This is a genomic window from Bacillus pretiosus (assembly GCF_051294775.1).
GTDB lineage: Bacteria > Bacillota > Bacilli > Bacillales > Bacillaceae_G > Bacillus_A > Bacillus_A wiedmannii.
This window is the reverse complement of the sequence record NZ_JBPPHF010000002.1, coordinates 1,064,098-1,083,195: the sequence shown is the minus strand read 5'-3', so window position 1 is coordinate 1,083,195 and position 19,098 is coordinate 1,064,098. Positions and strand designations below refer to the sequence as shown.

The window sequence follows — 19,098 nt, the reverse complement described above, 5'->3', positions numbered from 1 at the left end:
CCCTTGTAAAAAACACCGCTCATTTATTTCTTATACTCGTAATAAAATAAATAGAACGATTCATAGCCAATAATCATGTTTAAATTTATGAAAAATGGAGGTAACGGAATGTACCGAAGCAATTCAAATCATACATATAACGGACCTTCCAAAGTACTGCCTCTCTCCCTATTTGATGTAAAAAATGAATTAAAACAAAAAAGCAAACTCATACATTCTGGCTCGATGTATAAATTAACGAAAGAAGAGCAACTCATCATCAACAACATAAAAATACAAACAGAACAGCTAAATAAAAATAATGTGACAAGAACACGCGCATACTACCAATTTTACACTCAATATCCAGAAATACATTGGGCACTACTTGGGCATATGGTATCACGTAACGGCGGTTGGAATATGACTGATTTAAAGGGCGATTTATATACGAAAATTTTATCAGAGAAAGATCAAATCACATTTTTTTCTTTTTTAGAAAGAGGGAATTGGCTTATTTTCCAAGATGTATATCCTCAATTTCTGCTTTATGAACAAAGTGTGAAAAGAGCACAAAAGCTATTTCACCTTCTCCCTCACCTAAATGTTTCTACATTTATGGAAACGATGTGGAACGATTTTTGGAAAACAGGTAACAAAAAAACATTAGCCATTGCAACTATTATTAATGAACAACACTACTTAGAAAAAAGAGTAATTCAAAATATACAATTTAAAAAGACTGTACTTAATAGTATTGGATTTAAACTCTTTGATTTCTTTCAGTTTAATCATATCCTTTTCCCATTCTACGAAAATGATAAGAAACTCAAAGTATTACTATTTGGTGATACAATGAAACATTTCACTTCCTTACACGAACGAATCTTAATTGGAAAAAGGTTGTATTCATTATTATTTCGAGACACACATGTTTTATCTCAAATAATAAGCTGGGCCCAGCACCATCCGCATACAGGATCAAGGAAAGATTACTGGCCTCATTTATTTTCAAGTGTCAATGAATCTTTTTCCCGTGAGTTTTATAAGCGTCGAATAAAGAAATGCCAGTTACGTAGTGGCGCTTATCGTATATACAGTCCTGCACTCATCTATGCATGGCGAGATATGAAGCATGAAGAAGTTGACAATGAAGATTGGTTTACGGACTGGCAAGTTGTAAATTACTTAGTAGATAAGGAGGAAAATATAAATGGACAAATTACAGAAGACTACTGTAAAACACTCGAAAAAATTGAATTGGCAATTCTTGCAAAGAAAAACGTCCTCCTTCGAGAAGAAGAATGATTTTCTAACATTAGCAGTTACAATCTTACTCTCTTCTATTATCGGAACTTGCTTAGATGCTTTCTTTGTTGCGAACCAAATGTATTCCTTTCCCGTTAGACCATTCTCATCCATATTTTCAGTTAACATTGGCTTTACTTTGTTTGTACTACCGATTTTAACAGCTGTTTTTATACAAATTTCCAAAACATTCTCTACAATTTCTAGAATTCTACTTATTATTTCAATAGGTATTTTTGCCAGCATTTTTGAACAAGTTGCTGAAAGATTCGGTTTCTTTATTCATAGCTTGGATTGGAATCATACATATTCTTTATTTGGCTATATGATTTTCTTTTCTTTTATTTGGAAAGTATATCATTTCATACAAAAATGAAGAGACCATAATCGATCTCTTCTTAAGCATAATCTTCGGTTATTGCTAATGGTGCAAGAGTTTGAAGACTTTTTGAACGTAAACGATAAGCAACGATTTTCTTCTTATATTGCTTGATTACATCAACATGTTCCTCATGGCTATATAGAGAAAATCTAATCTCTTTATTCCCTTTCTTCGTATCAATAACAAGTGGTGTTCCTTCTCCATGTGGCGGGAAATAATGTTTATCTAAAAATAAAGCTTCATTAAATTCATGAATAACTTGTCGTTTCATTTCTCCCTCTATATTCTTTCCATCTATCGATATAGAGGTATTCTCTTCCTCAAGTTTTTGATGCAATTCAAATCTACTAATAATTGATTCTACAACAGAAGTTGGCATACTAGAAACTAGCACTTTAAGAGCGCCAAAAATAAATAAAGTAACTATAAACCATGTTGTCATTTTCTCATCTCCATTACATTTTAAAATATAAATTTCGTTCCATACGGTATGAATATACTAATGAGTATTCCCGTTACAATCATCGTTACCGAACCGATTGTCGCTTCTTTTTCGCCTTCCTTCACGAGACGGCTCACACCGATAATATGTGATGCGCAGCCCATCCCCACTCCTTTTCCAATCGTACTTGTTATTCGGAAAAACTTAAGTACTGTTGGTCCGATAATAGCACCTGTTATCCCTGCAACAACTACAAAACTAGAAGTCATAGATGGAATACCGCCAATTTGATCCGCTAATGAAATAGCAATAGGCATCGTCGCTAATTGCGGAAGTGTTGTTAATATAAGTTCCTTATCTATATTTAACATCCCACCAATCACTACATTCATACTCGTTAAAACCACTATACCTACCGCTACACCGATAAGTATCGACAAAAAGTTTTTCATAAGTATGTTTCGCTCTTTAAATAAAGGTATCGCTAACGCTACAATTGCAGGACTTAATAAGCCGGAAAGAATATCTCCCCCATTTTCCCTATATTCATGATGAGAAATATCAAAAATTAAAAATAAGCAAATCATACTCGCTGTAACTGTTAACACCGGTAACGTAAATGGAAACGGAATTTTTTTATATAACTTTGTCGCCAATACATACATTACTACAGTAATAATAATTAAGACCATTTGCATCGTGCACCTTGTCGATTTTATTTTTTTGATGTTACTAATAATTGACTTATATATCCTGAAACAATTAAAGTTACTACCGTACTTGCAACTACTAACAGGAATATAATACTCCCCTTACCGAAAAGAAAAGACCCGAATTCCATCAGCCCTGTTGTCGAAGGAATTAGAAATAACGGTAAAAATACGAGTAACTTTTCCGCACCTTCCTCAAACCACTTTAATGGTAAAATACGAGTAGAAAGGAGCAGAAACAGCATTAACATCCCAATTAAACTTCCTGGCATTGATAAATGGAATACTTCTTGAATCCACGTACCAACTAAGCTAAATACATATAGCACGCCTACTTGCAGTAAAAGCGCCACGTACTTCATTTCTTTCCCTCATTTCAATATTACGCATCACTATTATGAGATCTCATTTAACGTTTCCGCAAACCTCGTAATTCCCAGTTGAATTTGTTCGACATCTACTCTCCCAAAAGTAAAACGAATATATTCATTTTTAGTACCTAAAACACTTCCCGGGACAAACGCTACACCATTTCGTATAGATTCGCCTAATAAATGATATTCATCAAATGTTCCTTGCACTTTGCACCATAAATGTATTCCACCCTCTGGAACAAAAAGTTCAACCTGGTCCCCTAATATTTCTTCAAGCTTTCTAATTAACACATCTCTTCTGTCTTTCAATTGCTCACGAAGCATTGTAATATGTACATGAAAATCTTCTGATTCTAAAAATTGATTTGCCACCCACTGCGTAAATACACTATGGCCAAAATCAACTTGCTGTTTTGCATCCGCTAAACGTTCTATTACACGCGTAGGGCCAATTACCCAGCCAATACGTAATCCTGATGCAACAATTTTTGATAATGAACTTATATAAAGAACATTCCCGTTTTGATCCATTGATTTTAATGTAGGATTCACTTCTCCATTAAATGAAGTTAAACTATACGGATCATCTTCTACAATCGGTATACCAAATTCAGAAGACAGCTCTAAAACCTTTTTACGCCTTGCTAATGACAACACAGTTCCCGTTGGATTTTGATAATCTGGATTCAAAAATACCATGCGAATACGATGCTTTTTATGCAAATCAATTAAGTCATCTGGATTCATTCCATGCTGATCAACAGGTAGATGGAATATTTTTAAGCCAGCAGATTTAAACATCGGCAATGAAAAACAATACGACGGATCTTCAATTGCAATCGCGTCTCCTGGTTTTAATAAGCATTGCACGATAAGGTTAAGTGCCTGTTGTGCGCCAGATGTAATAAGGATAGAATTCGAATCTGCTTCAATTTGTTTATATTGCTGAACATGTGCTGCAATTGTTTTTCTCAACATTTCATTTCCAAGCGGATGGTCATAACCGAGGTTTTCCATAAATGTTTTCTCCGACAAAATCGTTCGGAATCTATCGCTCGGAATCAATTCTGGTGACAATTCACCACTCGCTAAATTAATTAAGTCGTCTTTTTGTGTTTCCGTTCTAATTTGTTGAACGAGTGGTACGTTAGGTAAGAACGATCCATCCTCCACGTACCTACCCCAGTTCGGTATTCGTTTATGTGAGACACCCCATATATCTGTATTGACCCTTGTTCCGCTTCCCTTTTGCCGTTCTACTACTCCAAGTGATTTTAATTCTTCATACGCAGCTACTATTGTACTCCGGTTCACCTGTAATTCTTTTGCTAACGTACGCTCAGAAGGTAACTTGCTGTCAGAAGGAAACTCACCTGAAGAAATACCCCTTTCCATATAATCCGCTATTTGTTTATATACAGGCGTCTTATCTGCACGATTTGGTTTCCATTCCACCTTGTTGCCCCCTCTCAAAACGAACTATCCTTGATTCCCTAATAACAGTATTAACTTTAATAATAGTATTAATTAAATACATGATTTAAAAATCTTTCTACCGTCATATTAAAGCTAGTCGGCTGTTCTAAATAAGGTAAGTGTCCACTATTTTTAAACTCAATAAAAGTTGTATTTTTCAAACGTCTTTCAAACTCTCTTACATATTTCTCGGGAACGAAATCATCATTTTCCCCTCTTATAATTAAAGTAGGACATAAAATATTTGAAAGAAACGGTCTTTGATCATAATCTACTAATTCAGCAAATAATCTTTGAATATGCACCGAATTAATAGACTGTAAAGATTGATAAAATCCCCTAACAATTACTTCATTATCTGCTACTCCCATCGCCTTCAATAATGTATCCGCCCATGTTTTTCCATTATCGTGTAAGCTAAGTAAATCATATACTTCAATTCTTTCTTTTCGATCTTCAGGCTCCAAATAGGGAAATGCATTTACAACAATTAAACTAGAAACAAAGCCTGGATATTGAATAGCAAAATCGATACCGACTCTAGCTCCTTTTGAAAGACCACACATAACTACTTTTTGTAGCTTTAAATAACTGCATAACTCATACAATACATTTGCATATTCTTTAAAAAGAATTTCCAGCCCTTCAGATTTCCCATGCCCCGGTAAATCAAGAGAAATCACCGTCCAATTCTCTTTGAAATATTGCCTTTGATATAGCCAATTGTTTGCGTTCCCACCAAGACCGTGTAATAACAATATAACAGGGCCCGATCCTTCTATATTGTAAGAAATTTTCCTATTCTTATATTCAAAATACATATTCATCACCTTCAGCTATCACGTCACTTACTCTTATCTTTGAATGAATATATCCAAAATGGTTCCTTTTCTAACCACTCTACTGTTTCCGGTACACCTTCTTCATACTCTCTTTTTAGTTCCGTTACTTTCGTCGCAAATTGTGATGCATGTGCTTGCAATGCCTCTAATTTTATGGGAACATATTCTTTCACTTCATTTTTAAAATGCGGAGGACCTATTTCCGCTTCATGATTCTTCGAAAAAGCTACCGCATAAAATGTTGGCCTTTTATATTCCGGAATATTAGCTAACGCCTCTGCTACCGCTTCTCCTGTTGCATCATGATCTGGATGAACCGCATATCTCGGATAAAAAGAAATAACTAACGAAGGATTCACTTCTTCTACACATTTTTGTATTACACGTCTTAACTCTCCGGGAGTTTCAAATTCAAGAGTTTTATCACGATATCCCATCATACGTAAATCTTTAATCCCTAAAATATTTGTAGCCCTCTTTAGTTCCGTCTCTCTTATAACATTTAATGATTCACGTGTTGCAAAAGGAGGATTCCCCATCGTTCTCCCCATTTCACCTAACGTTAAGCAAACATAAGTAAGAGGAACATTTCGCTGCGCATAAGCTAAAATTGTACCTGCCACGCAATATGACTCATCATCTGGATGCGGAAAAACAATTAAAACGTGGCGTTCATTTTTTATCAAAATCATACTCCTCCATCATATACAATATTAACTTTTTTCTTTCAAAACTATTAAATCACTACCGCATACCACGTTATCCCAACAAGTAGTACGAAAAGAAGAAGAATATAAATAGTTGATAAGTTTTTCACATTTCTCTTTGTAGACTTGCCGTAATTCTCCTCAACATTTCGTGCAACTAACACGGTCCCAAACAGGGATCCAATTACAATAATAACCACTAGTGAAATTGCAAAAATCATTGTATTTTCACCTCTCTAAAGACAATCTATTTTAATAAAGAACTTCCTCTTTAAAACTTTAATAACATACTACCTTTCTTCTCTTATCATAATAGATGTTTACAAAAAACGGACCAACCACTTTTGTGTTTTTTTGCTCATCCACTTTAAAAAATGAAAAGCAACTGATCACTTTGGACTCAGTTGCTTTTCACACGATAAATTATTTTCTATTTTTATTTGAAATTAATTCGATTTAAAAGTTTAGTCTTTTCATAATGAAACATCGATTGAGATAACTCGAAAATTGTCCCGTTTACAAGACACACTGTATTTTCAATAAGAAGCGCCGGATCACCTTCATTTAATTCTAACAGCTGCGCGTTTTCTTTATTTACTTTTTCACAACTAATAACTTTATCGGCAAAGCCAATATTTAATCGTAAATCTTCAATGAAATAACTGTATACAGAGCTTAATGCTATTTCTTTATTCAAATATGGAATAATATCCTTTTTGAAATAACTTACTTCAATAGAGAATGGTTTACCATCTACAATTCTTAAACGCTTCAAAAAATATATCCTAGTTCCAGCTTCGCATTGCATCCGCTTTGCTATATCTTCGTCCGCATCTATTACTTCAAGCTCTAACACTTTCGTTTCAATATTTTGCGAAACGAGATTTTTCGTTAATCCACGTAAACTTCCTAAATTAATGTAATCTGTTACAGAAGTTTCACGTAAAAACATACCACTACCTTGCACTTGAAAAATATAACCTCTATTTACAAGCTGACTAATTACTTTACGTATCGTATTACGGCTTACTTCAAACCGATTCATCAAAGCTTCTTCTGTAGGTAGTTTTTTCGTTTCATTAAAAAGCCCATCTCTAATGTTTTGCTCTAACACATCTGCAATTTGTTTATACTTTGCACTCATACACTTTCTCCTAAAATACTCTTTTATCTGTTATAACTCTTCTCCTCTCGTTTCGATCACATGTTTATACCAATGAAACGAAAGTTTTTTCTTACGTTTTAAGTTATCATTATGATCGACAAAAATAAAGCCATATTGCTTTTTATACCCATTTAACCAACTTAATAAATCAATCACTGACCATGCATAATAACCTTTTAAATTGATTCCCTCTTCAATTGCACGCTTTATTACTTTTAAATGCTCTTCAATAAATTTAATTCTCGGAACATCTACAACTTCTCCTTCAATGATTGGATCTTCATCACCAAGTCCATTTTCCGTTACATACATCTTTATGTCACCGTAACGCTCTTTCAACATATGCAATCCATCTAAGAAACCTTCGGGAGATATTTCCCATCCCCATTTTGTATATGTTTTATCATCCATTTTTACTGTGCGATAAAAACCATCAAAAGAAGGATTACCTGGAGCAAGTGTTGAGTTTTCTCGAGAATGCTCATCGCTCTTTATATCCATATCGTATCTTTCTACTCGTATTGGTTGATAATAATTCAAGCCAATAAAATCATTCTTTTCGGCATTTTGTTTAATGATTTCTAATTCTTCAACCGTCCAATTAGGAGTCCACCCTTTTTCCTTTAATTGTTGAACAACATAAGGTGGATACTCACCTTTTAAAACTGGATCATAATACCAATACGCTTCATATTCATTCGCATGATTTGCTGCTAGTATATTTTCTTTTTCATCATCCACACTATAAGCAGGTAAGAAAACATGTGTAATCCCAATCTCCCCATATTGTTTCACCTGCTTGTACACCGCAACTGTTTTCGCATGTGCATAAAATACATAATGAGTCGCTTGAAAATACTTTGGAACATCATTTTTTATTCCTGGTGGATGTGCACCTTTTAAATAGCCTAATCCACAAAACATTACTGTTTCATTAAAAGTAATCCAATGTTTCACTCTATCACCAAATGCTTTAAAGCAAATTTCGGCATACTTTACAAAAGCATCTGCTGTTCGTTTATTCGTCCACCCACCATCCTTTTCTAACGGTAATGGTAGATCCCAATGATATAAAGTGACAAACGGTACAATCCCGTACTTTAAACATTCATCAATTAAATTGTTATAAAATTTAATGCCTTTTTCATTTACCTCTCCATCTCCATTCGGCAATATTCTCGCCCAAGAAATCGAAAAACGATACGATTCCAATCCCATCTCAGCCATTAAACGAACATCTTCCTTATATCGATGATAATGATCAACCGCTACATCACCATTTGTTCCATTGTATGTTTTGCCAGGAATTTTTGAAAACTCATCCCAATTCGTAACACCTTTTCCATCCTCATTCCATGCACCTTCTACTTGATAAGAAGCTGAAGCAGCTCCGAATAAAAAATCATGTGGAAACTTCATAGTATATACCTCCATTTCATTAGAATAAATCAAATTCATTATTACATATAAAATTTGTAGGTACAAATTTAAATGATTATTATATAATAAATTTCTGTTTTTCACTATAATTAAACATAGCATTCACACCATTTACAAAAAAAGAACCTATAAAGGTCCTTTTTCAAATTGTGCAACGCAGCACTATATTGAGTATCTTAAAGTTTATACTACTGATAAATGTTAACAAACTTATTCTTCAATAATGAATTGTGAAATTAGCATTTCTAAATTTTCGACTTTCTTTTTCATTTCATTAGATTTCGTCGTTATTTCTTGAATCAATGTGGCTTGTGCTTGAATTGATTGTACCGTTCGATTCGTTTCTTGCGAGACTTGTGTTGCAGTTTCAGAGACTATTGATAAAGAGGCATTCACTTCTTCTGTCCCAGCAGACATTTCTTCTGTGGCAGCAGACACTTCTTGAATTTGGGACGTTATTCTATTAATATCTTGCATAATAGATGAAAATGCGAGTTCTGCCTTATATGCTGCTTCTTTACCACCACTAGCCTGTTGTTGACCTTTTTTCATTACATGAACTGTATCCTGTGTATCTTGATGTATAAAATGTAATAAATTATTTATATCATTTACAGACGTTTTAGATTTCTCAGCCAGACCTCTTACTTCAGCTGCAACTACTGCAAATCCTTTTCCATTTTCTCCGGCGCGTGCCGCCTCAATTGCAGCATTTAAGGCCAGTAAATTCGTTTGTTCTGCAATATTAGTAATAATATCTAGCGCTTCTTCAATTTGTTGTGTACGTGTAACAAGTCTATCAATGACCTTAGAAGTTTCTTCGACAACTTCATTCACACTATTCATTTGACGAATAGATTGTTTTATAACTTCACTACCAGAATTTGCTTGGTCTATTGTTGCCACAGCAACTTCAGCAACCATCGCTGAAGATTCAGCTACTGTTTGAACTCCAGTTGCAATTTCTTCCATCGCAGTTGAACTTTCTTGAATACTAGTCACCTGTCCCTCTATTTCTTTATTTATTTCAGAAGTAGTTCGAACAACCTCGTTTGATATATGTGCTGCCGTTTTTGTCTCTTGTAACATATTTTCAGTTGAAATAATCACTTCTTTTGCTGTAACCTTCACCTGACCGACTAATTGTTGCAAGTTATCTAACATACTATTAAAGGATTGTACAATATGGCCTAATTCGTTCTCGGATTTATAAGAAGTTCGAATTGTTAAATCTCCAGCAGATACTCGTTCCATATCTTTTTGTAATAATACAATTGGTTTTTTTATAGTATTTTTTATTATAAAACCAATAAAAATAATTATTATGATTCCAACACATGAAATAATTACAAATGTTATTATTGTATTTTTCACACTATTGATATTCTCTTTTTGTAGTTGTTCAGCCGCGGTATTATTATATAAAATAAGTTCACGGATAGACTGGATTGTTTTTCCCATATTAGGCTCAATTTCTTTTAAATAATAGCTATAAGCTTCTTCATTATTAGTCAGTCCCAAATCCTGTGCTTTCTTCATTTGTATTCTTAAATCTTTGAATTGACTTTGAAATGCATTATACAAGCCCTTTTCTTTATGAGAACTAATTCTAGTTTCAAATTGTTTTAATAACTCATCATTTTCTTTCCTAGTCTTATCCATTTCTGTTATTAGTTCTTTCATTCTTTTTTCATCTTTCGATATCATAATCTCCATAAAATTCATATTAACATGGTAAAAATTTGATTCTACAGTTCCTATCCATTCAATTGGTAATAGCCTTTCGTCATACATACTAGAAGATGTATTTTCACCTTTTTGAAGCCCTAAAAACCCTAGAGAAGATAACATGATACAAGCCAAACTCGATATAATGACTAACACATTTAATTTCGTTCCAATTTTACTATTTTTAATAAAAGACAACAATTCCACCTCATCTGTATATTATACTTATATGTTTTATATTACAATAATATTCGACATTTATCGACATTTTTTTGTGTCGATTTTATAACTGCATTAAATTATTATATTAACTATATAAACCTATTCAAAGAACTTTGATTCTCATAATATCCAATACTAAAAAGTCTTATGGGAATTCCACAAGACTTTTAATAGCTTTACATTGTTTCTATGAAATTATGGTGAAAATTAAAGTGACTTATTAGTTCTTATAACTTCTTGATAGAGAATCGGTGACCACTTATCACTAACATAATCTTGGATCACCCAACCAACTCTTTTTGGATTCTCTTGTTTAATATATGCCGCAATTTCGGGATTTATATAAGAGGCATAATAATATGGGCTATTCCATGCTGTACCACCAGAAGACAAGCTTGTAAAATTAACATATAGATGATTTAAATCCTCACTATTGTTCATCGTTTCCTTAATCGTATCTTTAATAGATTTTACTTTCACATCATAACTCTCTTTATATTTATCTTGTACTGTTACATTTACATTTTGATTTACAGTTGTCGTAAACGTCTCATTATCTGGCCAATAAAAATTATTATATCCTCCAGATTCATTACTACCACTATATCTTTTTAGTAGTACAATTTTCCCTCGAGCATCTCCAAGTTTTATATTTCCTTCTGTTTTTAAAAAGATAGGATCAACAAAATAATTTTTTTCAAACGTATTACTAAAGGAACCTTCTGCCCCTTTCATATCCTCATACTCTTTTTTTAAAGACATAATAATTGTTTCACTTGGGTTATCTTTTAAAAATTGTTTCGCTTCGTTTATGAATTCATGCAGTGTTACATAAAGATATAATGGCCCATGATGAAGAACTATCGTATTATCATCTGTTAAACGGCCTCTTATATCAAAAATGCGAGCTCCATGATCCATTTGATAACGAAAATCATACTCTTGCGTCATTCCCCATACTTGCTTTATTGGATTTTGTAATTTAAACGTACCACTATCATGTGTTCCTGGAATTGAAATTCGTGCTAACGGGATGTTATCAGGTATAGGTTTCATCCATTTTGACCAATTTTCAAGTTCAATAACAGAGCTAGCTGCAACGACTTGCTTATCATGTAAAGCAAATACAGATGTGATAAATATCATACTACATATGAATAATTTCAAAATAAACTTCTTATTGCTCATTATTATTCCTCCTTTTTCTGTTTCATATCAAACTTATTGAATATAATATAATCTGGTGAATAAAAAATAAATAACATTTCATCAATATGAAATATTGCATAGAAGTAAAGTTAAAAAATCATTCACATATACTGAATTAGAAAAATTTAAAGGAACTTCATCTGAAGTTCCTTTCGTTTATTTTATATTCAATATATATGAACCATCTTTATTCTCATACTTATAAACATATAAATAATATTTACCTGGCTTTGCATTATAAGTTCCTTTAACTACATTCCCTTCATTTTCACCATATGCTACATAGTTGTTTAAATCTGATTCATGATGAAGTACCCATGTCATTCCAATGTTTTGTTCATTTAGTAGAGCAATATTAATATTTTCTGGTGAGTCAATTTGGAAAGTAAATACATCTACCTTATCACGATTATGTAGTGTTCCTTTTATTGGTGTATGAAAGTTAACTTTATTTGCCTGTCTACGTTCATTATTTGGTTCATTTTCTGTTACTTGTAACTCATTCCCACCGTTCAGTTCTCTTCGTTCATACCCTAAATCTACTAGTATAGACTTCAAATCTGGTAAAACACCAATTTTATCTGAAGATGGATCTTTAGATTTCGTTCCAGTGTTACGGTTACTTAATATCGTTCTTAATTCACTTGGTCTATACGGTTGTCCTAAATTTTCTTTAGCAATACTTTGTACTAAAGTCGCTGCTCCTGCGATAATGGGTGAAGCACTAGATGTTCCACTAAAGCTTGAAGTATAAAGATTTACAGCACTTCGACTTTGCTCAGCTGTAGTTGTATCTACATTTTCTCCCCACCCGTACACATCAATCCGACTTCCATAATTTGAAAACCACATACGCTCATGAGGGAAAGATGAAGAGCCCGCTCCTACCATAATTGCACCTGAATCTTTAAAATCTTTACTATTACGATTTAAGACTTGTTTACCATTTCTATCTTTAAATTGATCTAAATCATTCCATCCATTTGCTCCAGCTTCTATAATGACAACACCTTTATCTGTACCAGCACGAATCGCATCAAAGATATCTGGTTGTATTTCAACAGGTAAATATTTATCACCATATCCATCAAAGGAAGCTTGTGCCTCTAATAATAAAACATCCCCAGCTTCTAACTGATTTACAGCACTTAATATTGCATCAGCTGTATTATACTGCCCGTTATCTCTTATTTGAGAAATCACTTTCGCTTTCGCTTTTGGCGCAATCCCAATATTCCCCACTGCATTATCTTCAGAGGATACAATTCCTAGTACTGACGTTCCATGTCCAACATGCTGATCTATATTTCTTCCAGACATTAATTTAATATTTTGATGTACTAAATCCTCATGATTTAATAGCCATCCATATTCCATATCAACAAAAGTTATACCATTTCCATTACCGCCTTGAACTCCCCAGGCGAAGGGCGCATTAATACCGTATGGTGCCGCATCAAGGTAACCTTGTTTTTTATATCTAGGATTGTTATTAGGATTAAAAGATACACTTAATGGTTGTACTTCCGGTGGCGTTATTTTTTCTTGTTTCTTCACATACACATCTTCTATTAAAGAAGATGTCTTTAACTTATCTACTAGTTCTTCTTCCTGCTCACCATTTTGAGTTTGAAGAATATAGTAGTTTAATAAACTTGTAGATATATTATTGGGTGCTTTCACTTCAAGGTTTTGTATTTGTTCCGGGCTTACAGATGTGAATAAACGATTAAATGTTACATCTGGATATTCTGCAAAAAAATCTTCTAGTACTTTATCGTTCGTTTGAGATTGTATTTGTTTTTCAATACCATCTTCATATGGCAATTTCAAATCCGCTCTGAATTTTACAATGATTTGCTTATCTGTTTCTTGTTCTATCCCTAATTTACTCTGCTGTTCTACAGAATCAGCCTTTACACTATTGACCGTGTCCCCTATTCCTAAAAATATTGAAATAATTACAGCTGAAACAGATATTCTTTTAAATATATTCATTACATCACTCCTCCTATTAATAATATGTAATCATTATATTAATCTATAATGATTTTACTTATATAACATATTCCCTTTCTACTAAATAGATTATAGTAATCAGCAATATGAACTTCAATGTATTTTTATATGCAATATTTCATATTCGGACTCTACACTACATAAATAAGAAACTTATGATGATTATTTATTTTATACGTGCTAATATACTTATATTAAAATATTATGTATAGACATTCTGAACTATATTACTTAACAATTTCACCTTATTTTCGCTAGGAGGATTTACAATGAAATTATTAAAAATAAAACATATAATCCCTATATCTGCAGCTGCAATTACATTCGTATGTCATCAAAGTACAGCTGAAGCATCTACCATTCATACAGTAAAAAAGAATGATACACTTTGGGGCATTAGTAAACAATATGGGGTTTCAATACAATCCATTAAACAGGCTAACAATAAAGGAAACGATCAAACCTTTATTGGTGAGCAGTTAAATATTCCAGGGTCCATGAATTCAAATGAAATCACCGTTCGTCAAAATGCCAAACCTAAACCTGCGAACATTTCTAGACAAATTATTTATCAAGTACAACAGGGAGATTCATTAGAAACGATAGCAAAGCGTTACAACGTTACCGTTCAATCTATAAAACAAATTAACAATACAGCCGGAAACAAGCTTTATACAGGACAACATTTAAAAATTAACTCAAGCATTTCAGAAAAAGAAAAAGACTTAATGGCACGCTTAGTTACCGCTGAAGCAGGTGGCGAATCTTATAAAGGTAAAGTAGCTGTAGCAAAAGTTATACTAAATCGTGTAAATGCAAAAGGTTTTCCAAATACAATAACAGGCGTTATTTATGAACCTATTAAATACGGATATGCCTTTACTCCTGTTACAGATGGAAGAATTAATCAGCCTGCAAGCCCAGAAGCAAAAATGGCAGTAGAAGAAGCTATCTCCACAAATGGCATACATTCTGATTGGCTTTATTTTTACAATCCAAAAACATCAACAGACAAATGGATTACGACACGTCAAACAGTAGCAGTAATTGGTAACCACGTCTTCGCTAAATAACATATAAAAAACAGACCTTCTCACTTAAAAGGTCTGTTTTTTTATATGTAAGAATTTATTTATCATATGACATAGTGATCTTTGAAAACTATTTCTTCTTTTAAATAAAGACATTTATATTTACTTCATCACTCCGAAAAATTAAAGAAGCATCGAGTTAAAAAACTCCCTTTTTATTAATAAAAGCTATTTCTTAACTTCATAAAATTGTTATACACTAGAAAAATAAAAACAAACTATTCGTTAGCAGGTGAAAAAATATGTATGATGTTACAATTATCGGTGCTGGAGTAAGTAGCATTTTTATGGCTTATTCACTGACTAAAAGTAACAAAAAGGTTTTAATTCTTGATAAAGGTAAAACGCTAGAAGATCGCCATTGTCCTTTAGACGAAGGAAAAGTGTGTACTTGTACTACATGTGATAAATATTTTGGGTTTGGCGGTTTAGGAAAATCTGAAGGGAAATTTAATTATACAAACGGATTTGGCGGAGAACTTGAGCAAAAAGTCGGTAAAGAAAGCTTTATTCAACTCATGGCTGAAGTAGATGAAATTCTATGTCAGTTCGGAGGAAGTTCTGTTTCAAAATACTCTACAGAAAATCCAAATCTCAATAAGAGAGCTGAAACGTGTGGTTTACAAATGCTAACAACAGAAGTAAGACATCTTGGTACTACCCTTTCAAGTGACATTTTTCAGCAGCTCTATGAATTTTTACTTACGAAAATAAATATTCAATTTCATATAGATGTACAACATATTATGAAACAGAAAGATCATTTTACAATAGAGACAAATGAAGGAATAGTTCAATCTAAGCAACTAGTGTTTGCAACTGGGCGTTCCGGAGCGGATTGGTTAAAAGAAATGTGCACTTCTCTAAATATTTCTCAGGAACAAACTCGTGTAGATTTAGGTATTAGAGTAGAGATGAAAGAACACCAATTACGTTCTATATTAAAAGATACATTTGAGACAAAACTTTCTTATGAGCATGAACAATTCACAGCAACTACGTACTGTATGAATCCGAAAGGACGCATCATTAGAAAGTACGAAGAAGGTTTAGTTATGCCTGACGGTCAAAATTTTCGAGAGGAAGGAACTGGCACACCTAACTTAAATTTCACTTTATTTATCCCGCGCTATTTTTCAACTCTCAAAGAAGCAAATGTATACGCAAGTTCAATTATTAAAAGGATTAACCAAGGACGAGATCGAATTGTTATACAGCGCTTAGAGGACTTACTAAATAAACAACCTACAACAGAGAAAGGCATGAAACATAACCGTATACAGCCTACACTACACGGAGATTATGGCGATTTGCATACAGAAATTCCTCCATTATATATTGAAGGGCTTAAAGAATTTTTATTACGTTTAGAACAATTCATCCAAGAACCGATCGATAAAGATACTTTATTATATGGAATTGACGGAAAATTCTATGCTCCTACGATAAAAATAAATAACCATTTTGAAACAAGTGTGCATGGACTATTTTTAGTTGGAGATTGTTCAGGCGTCACTCATTCATTATTTCAAGCTGCTGCAAGTGGGTTGTATGTTGGAAAATATTTATCTCATATTTAATTTCTTTCATTAAGATAGCAATCAAATATTTTAACTTCCATAACGCTTTATTTATGTACCTTGTCCTTCCCCCGCTAATGATTATCCCACCAAAAATCGGGATTTTACGAGATACATATTTAACATAACTATGTATGGTAAAACTATCGACATTCAATTCTAACAAATTGAATGTCAACAGTTTTAAAAGCCTCTATTCATTTCCACTTTCATTTGTTCGATATTTTGTAACATCATCATAGTGTTTAATATGTTAGGATGTCTATAAGTATTTTTTACTACAACTATGACTATTTCTGTTCTATTTCCAAAAATAGATTTGCGCTTTAAAATTCCCTATTGTACGTATATGAATACTTCATATTGTTACCTTTAGAAACCATTAAATGGTTCATTACACTCTAATAGTTATGAAAATATAATATATAACACAAGTTAAATAAATCGTATAAAGAAGGTGTAAAAATGAAAAATAAAATTAATTTACAAATGCAAAATATAAGCTTTGTTTTAATAATTGCGTTAGCAGTATGGTTAAAAACATATCTTATTACAAGATTCAGTTTTGATTTAAAAATTGAGTCTTCTACACAAGAGCTTATTTTGTTTATTAGCCCTCTCGCTGCATCATTAGCTTTTGTCGGATTAGCATTATTTGCAACCGGTGAAAAGCGAAATTATATAGCGCTATGTATTAATCTCTTATTAACAATCGTACTTGTTGGGAATGTAATGTTCTATGATTTTTATAGTGATTTCGTTACGTTACCAGTACTTGGACAAACATCAAACTTCGGCCAATTAGGCGGCAGTATTATAGAAATATTGAACTACAAAATTATTCTCGCATTCGTAGACATTATTTTCTTCTTTATTTTGTTAAAGAAGAAGGCACTAGTCTTCCAAACCGGACGTGTAACTCATCCGGCACGCTTCGTATATTTTCTCTTAACGATTGGTGTATTTTTTGCGAATCTACACCTTGCAGAAAAAGAGCGCCCTGAACTATTAACGAGATCATTCGACCGAGTCATGCTTGTTAAAAATTTAGGACTATACACTCATCAAATATATGATTTAACACTGCAAGTAAAAGCAGGATCACAAAAAGCACTTGCTGATAGTAGTAAATTACAAGAAACTGAAAACTACGTAAAGGCAAACCAAAGTGAGCCAAACCCTAACATGTTTGGTGCAGCAAAAGGAAAAAACGTAATTGTTGTCACTCTTGAATCCCTACAAACCTTTTTAATAGGCGCATCAGTTAACGGTCAAGAAGTTACACCATTCTTGAATGAATTCATAAATGAAAGCTATTACTTCGATAACTTTTTCCACCAAACTGGGCAAGGAAAAACATCCGATTCTGAATTTCTAATCGATACGTCGCTGTATCCATTAAATCGAGGAGCTGTATTTTTCACGCACGGTAACAATGATTATACTGCGACTCCAGAGATTTTACGTCAGCAAGGTTATTTCACTTCTGTATTCCATGCGAATAACGCAACATTTTGGAATCGTAACATTATGTACTCTGCTCTCGGTTATGATCGTTACTATAATGAACTTGATTACAAAATTACGCCCGAAACAAATTTAAATTGGGGATTAAAAGATATCGAATACTTTGATCAATCAGTAGATATATTAAAAACTGTTGACCAACCCTTTTATGCTCGTTTCCTTACTTTAACGAACCATTATCCATTTACGTATGATGAAGATACAAAATTCATTGAACCATACAACTCTGGTAATGGCGTATTTGATCGTTATATCGTAACAGCACGTTACTTAGACGAATCAATTAAAAAATTTATTGAGCGTTTAAAAGCCGAGGGAATGTATGATGATTCTATTATTGTGTTGTATGGTGATCATTATGGTATTTCTGAAAAACACAATCGTGCAATGGCACAGTTTTTAGAAAAAGATCAAATAACAGAATTTGATACTTTAAATTTACAACGCACACCTTTATATATTCATATGCCTGGCCAAACAGAAGGTCAAACGATTTCAAAACCTACGGGGCAAATCGATATAAAACCTACTATTCTAAATTTATTAGGGATTAATACTACGAACGATATCCGTTTTGGTCATGATATGTTTTCAGATGAATATAACGGTTTTGTTGTTTTACGTGATGGTAGCTTTATTACAGAGAAGTATGTATACACAAACAACACTTTCTATGACCGCATAACAGGTGAAATTGTAGATTTACCAAAAAAAGAAGCACAAGCACTCATTAACCGTGCACAAAATGAATTACGAATGTCTGACAAAATTATTGAAGGCGATTTATTACGTTTCTCAGAAAGTAATAAAATTAAAACTGGCGAAGTACAAACTAAAATTAAAGAGACTGAAAAATAATCTAAATATGAAAGGGAGCAACTGTAATAAGTTGCTCCC

At 33.0% G+C, this 19,098-nt stretch carries 17 protein-coding genes; 5 read left to right on the top strand and 12 right to left on the bottom strand.

Translation table 11 applies throughout. From position 1 onward, the window contains the following. The first annotated feature begins 108 nt into the window (after nucleotides 1-108). Nucleotides 109-1,287: a DUF2515 domain-containing protein gene (locus ACSG5Z_RS13875; protein WP_435711577.1), complete on the top strand. Its 1,179-nt coding sequence runs from the start codon at nucleotides 109-111 to the stop codon at nucleotides 1,285-1,287. Then, nucleotides 1,193-1,663, top strand: a complete 471-nt coding sequence (locus tag ACSG5Z_RS13870) for a CBO0543 family protein (RefSeq protein ID WP_435711575.1) — start codon at nucleotides 1,193-1,195, stop codon at nucleotides 1,661-1,663. The genes ACSG5Z_RS13875 and ACSG5Z_RS13870 overlap by 95 nt, the downstream gene beginning before the upstream one ends. Before the next feature lie 22 nt (nucleotides 1,664-1,685). Here ACSG5Z_RS13870 and ACSG5Z_RS13865 read toward each other — a convergent pair whose 3' ends face one another. From ACSG5Z_RS13865 to ACSG5Z_RS13810, 12 genes are all read right to left on the bottom strand, one after another. Next, on the bottom strand, nucleotides 1,686-2,111 hold the full coding sequence (locus tag ACSG5Z_RS13865; protein ID WP_097908320.1) for a YfmQ family protein: 426 nt from the start codon (nucleotides 2,109-2,111) through the stop codon (nucleotides 1,686-1,688). A 20-nt stretch (nucleotides 2,112-2,131) separates the two neighbouring features. Continuing rightward, a complete protein-coding gene (locus ACSG5Z_RS13860) occupies nucleotides 2,132-2,803 on the bottom strand; it encodes an LrgB family protein (protein ID WP_060487517.1) in 672 nt (223 codons plus the stop codon). A gap of 23 nt (nucleotides 2,804-2,826) precedes the next feature. Further along, a complete protein-coding gene (locus ACSG5Z_RS13855; protein WP_060487518.1) occupies nucleotides 2,827-3,183 on the bottom strand; it encodes a CidA/LrgA family holin-like protein in 357 nt (118 codons plus the stop codon). 33 nt (nucleotides 3,184-3,216) lie between these two features. Next, nucleotides 3,217-4,650, bottom strand: a complete 1,434-nt coding sequence (gene pdxR, locus ACSG5Z_RS13850) for a MocR-like pyridoxine biosynthesis transcription factor PdxR (RefSeq protein ID WP_435711573.1) — start codon at nucleotides 4,648-4,650, stop codon at nucleotides 3,217-3,219. Between the two features lie 68 nt (nucleotides 4,651-4,718). Continuing rightward, on the bottom strand, nucleotides 4,719-5,492 hold the full coding sequence (locus ACSG5Z_RS13845; protein ID WP_087985015.1) for an alpha/beta fold hydrolase: 774 nt from the start codon (nucleotides 5,490-5,492) through the stop codon (nucleotides 4,719-4,721). A 23-nt stretch (nucleotides 5,493-5,515) separates the two neighbouring features. Beyond that, nucleotides 5,516-6,196, bottom strand: coding sequence for a bacillithiol biosynthesis deacetylase BshB2 (gene bshB2, locus ACSG5Z_RS13840; protein WP_435711772.1), 681 nt, complete (start codon nucleotides 6,194-6,196; stop codon nucleotides 5,516-5,518). A gap of 53 nt (nucleotides 6,197-6,249) precedes the next feature. Continuing rightward, the gene (locus ACSG5Z_RS13835) at nucleotides 6,250-6,441 is read right to left on the bottom strand and encodes a hypothetical protein (RefSeq protein ID WP_435711570.1); all 192 of its coding nucleotides are present in this window, start codon (nucleotides 6,439-6,441) and stop codon (nucleotides 6,250-6,252) included. 215 nt (nucleotides 6,442-6,656) lie between these two features. Further along, entirely contained in the window at nucleotides 6,657-7,364 is a 708-nt protein-coding gene (locus ACSG5Z_RS13830) for a GntR family transcriptional regulator (protein ID WP_046956514.1), read from the bottom strand. A gap of 30 nt (nucleotides 7,365-7,394) precedes the next feature. Then, a complete protein-coding gene (locus ACSG5Z_RS13825; protein WP_435711569.1) occupies nucleotides 7,395-8,804 on the bottom strand; it encodes a glycoside hydrolase family 1 protein in 1,410 nt (469 codons plus the stop codon). Nucleotides 8,805-9,035: 231 nt separating this feature from the next. Further along, on the bottom strand, nucleotides 9,036-10,751 hold the full coding sequence (locus tag ACSG5Z_RS13820; protein ID WP_088064264.1) for a methyl-accepting chemotaxis protein: 1,716 nt from the start codon (nucleotides 10,749-10,751) through the stop codon (nucleotides 9,036-9,038). A gap of 231 nt (nucleotides 10,752-10,982) precedes the next feature. Beyond that, nucleotides 10,983-11,963 (bottom strand): phosphatidylinositol-specific phospholipase C, encoded by a 981-nt coding sequence (locus ACSG5Z_RS13815; RefSeq protein ID WP_060487522.1) that lies wholly within the window; start codon nucleotides 11,961-11,963, stop codon nucleotides 10,983-10,985. A gap of 177 nt (nucleotides 11,964-12,140) precedes the next feature. Further along, nucleotides 12,141-13,982 (bottom strand): S8 family peptidase, encoded by a 1,842-nt coding sequence (locus tag ACSG5Z_RS13810; protein WP_426707121.1) that lies wholly within the window; start codon nucleotides 13,980-13,982, stop codon nucleotides 12,141-12,143. 290 nt (nucleotides 13,983-14,272) lie between these two features. Between ACSG5Z_RS13810 and ACSG5Z_RS13805 the strand changes: the two genes are divergently transcribed. The 3 genes from ACSG5Z_RS13805 to ACSG5Z_RS13795 all read left to right on the top strand — a co-directional run bounded on the left by ACSG5Z_RS13805 (nucleotide 14,273) and on the right by ACSG5Z_RS13795 (nucleotide 19,059). Beyond that, nucleotides 14,273-15,076, top strand: coding sequence for a cell wall hydrolase (locus tag ACSG5Z_RS13805; protein WP_087985021.1), 804 nt, complete (start codon nucleotides 14,273-14,275; stop codon nucleotides 15,074-15,076). A 260-nt stretch (nucleotides 15,077-15,336) separates the two neighbouring features. Beyond that, nucleotides 15,337-16,674, top strand: coding sequence for an NAD(P)/FAD-dependent oxidoreductase (locus ACSG5Z_RS13800; protein ID WP_435711566.1), 1,338 nt, complete (start codon nucleotides 15,337-15,339; stop codon nucleotides 16,672-16,674). A gap of 465 nt (nucleotides 16,675-17,139) precedes the next feature. Then, nucleotides 17,140-19,059 (top strand): LTA synthase family protein, encoded by a 1,920-nt coding sequence (locus ACSG5Z_RS13795; protein WP_087985023.1) that lies wholly within the window; start codon nucleotides 17,140-17,142, stop codon nucleotides 19,057-19,059. Nucleotides 19,060-19,098: the final 39 nt, after the last annotated feature.

Excerpts from the sequence above, each read along its gene's own strand:
- ACSG5Z_RS13875 (WP_435711577.1), top strand. The coding sequence starts at position 109 with ATGTACCGAAGCAATTCAAATCATACATATAACGGACCTTCCAAAGTA.
- ACSG5Z_RS13870 (WP_435711575.1), top strand. The coding sequence starts at position 1,193 with ATGGACAAATTACAGAAGACTACTGTAAAACACTCGAAAAAATTGAAT.
- ACSG5Z_RS13865 (WP_097908320.1), bottom strand. The coding sequence starts at position 2,111 with ATGACAACATGGTTTATAGTTACTTTATTTATTTTTGGCGCTCTTAAA.
- ACSG5Z_RS13860 (WP_060487517.1), bottom strand. The coding sequence starts at position 2,803 with ATGGTCTTAATTATTATTACTGTAGTAATGTATGTATTGGCGACAAAG.
- ACSG5Z_RS13855 (WP_060487518.1), bottom strand. The coding sequence starts at position 3,183 with ATGAAGTACGTGGCGCTTTTACTGCAAGTAGGCGTGCTATATGTATTT.
- ACSG5Z_RS13845 (WP_087985015.1), bottom strand. The coding sequence starts at position 5,492 with ATGTATTTTGAATATAAGAATAGGAAAATTTCTTACAATATAGAAGGA.
- ACSG5Z_RS13835 (WP_435711570.1), bottom strand. The coding sequence starts at position 6,441 with ATGATTTTTGCAATTTCACTAGTGGTTATTATTGTAATTGGATCCCTG.
- ACSG5Z_RS13830 (WP_046956514.1), bottom strand. The coding sequence starts at position 7,364 with ATGAGTGCAAAGTATAAACAAATTGCAGATGTGTTAGAGCAAAACATT.
- ACSG5Z_RS13825 (WP_435711569.1), bottom strand. The coding sequence starts at position 8,804 with ATGAAGTTTCCACATGATTTTTTATTCGGAGCTGCTTCAGCTTCTTAT.
- ACSG5Z_RS13815 (WP_060487522.1), bottom strand. The coding sequence starts at position 11,963 with ATGAGCAATAAGAAGTTTATTTTGAAATTATTCATATGTAGTATGATA.
- ACSG5Z_RS13810 (WP_426707121.1), bottom strand. The coding sequence starts at position 13,982 with ATGAATATATTTAAAAGAATATCTGTTTCAGCTGTAATTATTTCAATA.
- ACSG5Z_RS13805 (WP_087985021.1), top strand. The coding sequence starts at position 14,273 with ATGAAATTATTAAAAATAAAACATATAATCCCTATATCTGCAGCTGCA.
- ACSG5Z_RS13800 (WP_435711566.1), top strand. The coding sequence starts at position 15,337 with ATGTATGATGTTACAATTATCGGTGCTGGAGTAAGTAGCATTTTTATG.
- ACSG5Z_RS13795 (WP_087985023.1), top strand. The coding sequence starts at position 17,140 with ATGAAAAATAAAATTAATTTACAAATGCAAAATATAAGCTTTGTTTTA.